This is a genomic window from Gemmata sp. (genome assembly GCF_051859125.1).
GTDB lineage: Bacteria > Planctomycetota > Planctomycetia > Gemmatales > Gemmataceae > Gemmata.
Genome location: NZ_JBHYGG010000193.1, coordinates 1 through 4,105 on the forward strand (window position 1 = coordinate 1; position 4,105 = coordinate 4,105).

General features: G+C 69.6%; 2 protein-coding genes. Both read left to right on the plus strand.

Going from position 1 to position 4,105, the window contains the following annotated elements:
• The first annotated feature begins 174 nt into the window (after window positions 1-174).
• Window positions 175-855, plus strand: coding sequence for an ankyrin repeat domain-containing protein (locus ACTIGN_RS16835; RefSeq protein ID WP_439625877.1), 681 nt, complete (start codon window positions 175-177; stop codon window positions 853-855).
• A gap of 178 nt (window positions 856-1,033) precedes the next feature.
• On the plus strand, window positions 1,034-4,015 hold the full coding sequence (locus tag ACTIGN_RS16840; RefSeq protein WP_439625879.1) for a 2-oxoglutarate dehydrogenase E1 component: 2,982 nt from the start codon (window positions 1,034-1,036) through the stop codon (window positions 4,013-4,015).
• Window positions 4,016-4,105: the final 90 nt, after the last annotated feature.

Here is a 4,105-nt window from a genome sequence, read left to right on the forward strand (position 1 = left end):
CCCCCCCCCCCTCGCCCCCGGTCTCGGGGGAGAGGTGGGGGGGGCGCGGCGGGTGAGGGGGTGCCACCTCGACCCGTCCGCCGCGCGTTCTTTTCACGGCGAGTCTACGCGTGTTCGACTGGCGAAGGTGCGGGCGTTCGGGTACTCCGTCAGCATCACACGGAGGTGGCCGCCATGTCCGCTCTCGCCGTCGCTCTGTTCCTCGTCAATTCGACGTGCCCCACCGAAACACAAAGCTGGAGGCTCAGCATCCACGCCGGCGTGCGCGAGGGGAACGCGCTGCGCGTCCACCTGATCCTCGTGTGTCGCCCCGACCTCCTCAACGCGGTTGAGACCCGCACCAAGCTCCCGCTCACGCCGCTTCAGATCGCGGCGGACCGGGGCAAAACTGCGGTCGTGAAGGTTCTGCTTGCCCACGGGGCCGACGTCCACGCGGACGGGTGGGGCTGGACGTCGCCTCTCCAACTCGCGGCGAGCCGCGGCCACCGTGAGATCGCCGAACTTCTGTTAAAGCACGGGGCTGTTCTCGACCTCTACTCGGCCGTCGCGCTGGGCAGGCGCGAGGAGGTGGAAGGCTACCTGCAACTCGCCGAAGTGTTCGGCCTGTCGAAGCAGCTCGCGAACGTCTGCTGGGCCGAGTCGCCCTGGCACGACACGCCACTGCTTCGCGTTGCGATCGGGAAGGGCCACGTCGAGATGGTGCGGTTGCTGCTCGCCCACGGTGCGAGTCCGTTCACCCGGCCCGTCACCCGCCCGTGTTACATCTCGGACAACAACTGGAAGGGGGCAACGATCGGCCTCGCCCCTGCGGGAACCGCGGCGAGCGACTTCGACCTCCCCGCCCTCAAACCGTGAGCCCTCCCGACCGCCGATGCGCTACAATAGAGGCACCGGCAGCGAAAGCGGCCAGCCGCTGGTACCGGGAGTGCGCCGGAGCACCTCCCGCGTTCACGGTGTCCTTGTCCCGTCCGGCGGCCGGAGTATCTCTAACCGCACCTCTCCGCCCGCCTGCCGCCCGCCCGGAGCCCTCGGAATGTTCAGCGAGAACGGCGAACTCGTCGACGAGATGTTCGGCCGCTGGAAGGCCAACCCCGGGTCGGTCGATGCCACCTGGCAGGCGTTCTTCGCGGGGATGCAGTTCGCCGGCGCGCTCCCGGGCCAGCCCGGCACCGGGTCCGCCCCCGCGGCGGCCAGCGGGGCCGACCTGCGGCTCCAGACCGGCGTGGTGCGGCTCGTGAACTGGTACCGGCAGGCCGGGCACCTCCAGGCCCGGACCGATCCCCTGGCCCTCGCGCACCCGACCAAGTCCCCGCTCCTCGCCATCGAGACCTACGACCTCTCAACGGCCGACCTCGACAAGACCATCGACGCCTCGATGTACTTCGGCCTCGAAGGCTGCCCCGTCACCCTCCGCGAGTTGCTCCAGTCGCTCGAAGAAACGTACTGCCGCACCATCGGTGCCGAGTACATGCACATCGACTCGCTCGAGGTGCGGCGGTGGCTCGCGGGCCGCATGGAGCCGGTCCGCAACCGGTTCCCGATGGCGCTGCGGCAGAAGTACCGGATCCTCATGACGCTCCACCAGGCGGAGCTGTTCGAGAAGTTCCTGCACACCAAGTACGTCGGCCAGAAGCGGTTCTCGCTCGAGGGCGGCGAGACGCTGATCCCGGTGCTCGACGCGATCATCGAGCGCGGCCCGGCCCTGGGCGTGAAGGAGTTCATCATCGGCATGGCCCACCGGGGCCGGTTGAACGTGCTCGCGAACACGCTGAACAAGCCGTTCGCCGAGATCTTCAACGAGTTCGAGGACAACTACCTGCCGATGTCCACGCACGACGGCGACGGGGACGTGAAGTACCACCTCGGGTTCTCCGCCGACATCGAGACCGCCGACGGCCAGTCGGTCCACCTGTCGGTCACCCCCAACCCGAGCCACCTGGAGATCGTCAACCCGGTCGTCGAGGGCCGGGTCCGGGCCAAGCAGCGGCTGCACGGCGACAGCGAGCGGAAGACCGGCGTGCCGATCCTGATCCACGGCGACGCGGCGTTCGCCGGCCAGGGCGTCATCATGGAGACGTTCAACCTGATGACCCTCTCGGGGTACCGCACCGGGGGCACGGTCCACGTCGTCATCAACAACCAGATCGGGTTCACCACCAACCCCCGCGACTCCCGCAGCACCCAGTACTGCACCGACATCGCGAAGTTCGTGCAGGCCCCGGTGTTCCACGTCAACGCCGAGGACGCCGAGGCGTGCGTCGCGGTCGCCGAACTGGCCCTGGAGTTCCGGCAGCAGTTCAAGCGGGACGTGGTCATCGACCTGGTGTGCTACCGCAAGTGGGGGCACAACGAGGGCGACAACCCGGGGTACACGCAGCCGATCCAGTCCAAGGTGATCGAGAAGAAGGAGCCGCTGTCGCGGGTGTACGCGAAGCACCTCGCCGAGGAGACGTCCGGCGGCGGGGGCGTCGCGGCCCACGTGTCCGAGGCGATCGGCGAGGCGTTCGCCGGCAAGCTCGAAGAGGCCGTGCAGGTCGCCGACACCGCCGCCGACGAGTACAAGCAGCGGATGCAGAAGGCGTACGACGAGACCAAGGCGTTCGTGAAGAGCGGCCAGAGCCGCAAGCGGGGCATGGAGGGGTTCTCGGGCCGGTGGAAGGGGTTCACCCACGACTACTCACACGCCCCGGTCGCCACCGGGGTGCCGGACGCGACCCTCGACCGCGTCGCCGACGCGGTCGGCACCTTCCCCGCCGGGTTCACCCCGCACCCGAACCTCCAGAAGATCCTCGAGGCGCGCCGCGACAATATCAAGGCCCGCAGGCACCTCGACTGGGGCACCGCCGAGGCGCTCGCGTTCGGCTCGCTCGTGCTCGAGGGCACGCCGGTCCGGCTCTCGGGCCAGGACAGCCGCCGCGGCACGTTCACCCAGCGGCACGCGGTCGTGGTCGACTTCAACACCGGGGCCGACCACTACCCGCTCGCGACCCTGGACCCGAAGCAGGCCGCGTTCGACGTGTTCGACAGCTCGCTGTCCGAGGCCGCGGTCCTCGGGTTCGAGTACGGGTACGCGCTCGACGACCCGCACTCGCTCGTCATGTGGGAGGCCCAGTTCGGCGACTTCGCCAACGGCGCGCAGGTCATCATCGACCAGTTCCTCACGTCCGGCGAGTCCAAGTGGAACCGGTCCAACGGGCTCGTGATGCTGCTCCCGCACGCCTACGAGGGCCAGGGGCCGGAGCACTCGTCGGCCCGGCTCGAGCGGTTCCTCCAGATGTGCGCCGAGGACAACATGCAGGTCGTGTACCCGACCACCCCGGCCCAGTACTTCCACATGCTCCGGCGGCAGGTGCGGCGGAACTTCCGCAAGCCGCTCGTGGTGATGACCCCCAAGAGCCTGCTCCGGTTCACCGACAAGAAGCCGCTCGAGCACCAGGCCGCGTCGCCGGTGTCGGAGTTCACCACGGGGAACCACTTCCGCGAGGTGCTCGACGACCAGAAGGCGAACCCGGCCGCGGTCACCCGGGTGCTGCTGTGCTCGGGCAAGGTGTACTACGACCTCGCCGCCCGGCGCGACGAGGCCAAGGCCCAGAGCGTCGCGGTGGTGCGGCTCGAGCAGTTCTACCCGTGGCCCGCGGAGCAACTCGCGGCCGTTCTCAGCCGGTTCCCGAAGTGCCGCGAGTGGGTGTGGGTGCAAGAGGAGTCGCAGAACATGGGCGGGTGGTCGTTCGTCGAGCCCCGGCTCCGGGCGATGAACTTCCCGTTCGAGTACGTCGGCCGCGACGCCAGCGCGAGCCCCTCGACCGGGTCGCACCACGTCCACGAGCGCGAGCAGAAGTTGCTCGTCGACGGCGCATTCGCCGCGAACCCGTCGGGGCCGATCGGCCCGGGGTACGTCGGGTGGGTCGAGCCGACCGCCCACGGCCCGGCCCCCGCGAACGGGGCCAACGGCTCGCACGGCGACAAGGACAAGACCGCCACCACGAAGATGAAGCCGGGCGGCGCGACCGCGTAGCCGCGGCAGCGGGTGCGCCCGGGTCCACACCCGACGCGGTCGGCGGGCCGCCACGGAGGGCGGCCCCTACAAGCAGTGTCCGCTCTTGGT

Bases quoted from the DNA above. Each gene is read 5' to 3' on its own strand.
- ACTIGN_RS16840 (WP_439625879.1), top strand. From the start codon at position 1,034: ATGTTCAGCGAGAACGGCGAACTCGTCGACGAGATGTTCGGCCGCTGG.
- ACTIGN_RS16835 (WP_439625877.1), top strand. From the start codon at position 175: ATGTCCGCTCTCGCCGTCGCTCTGTTCCTCGTCAATTCGACGTGCCCC.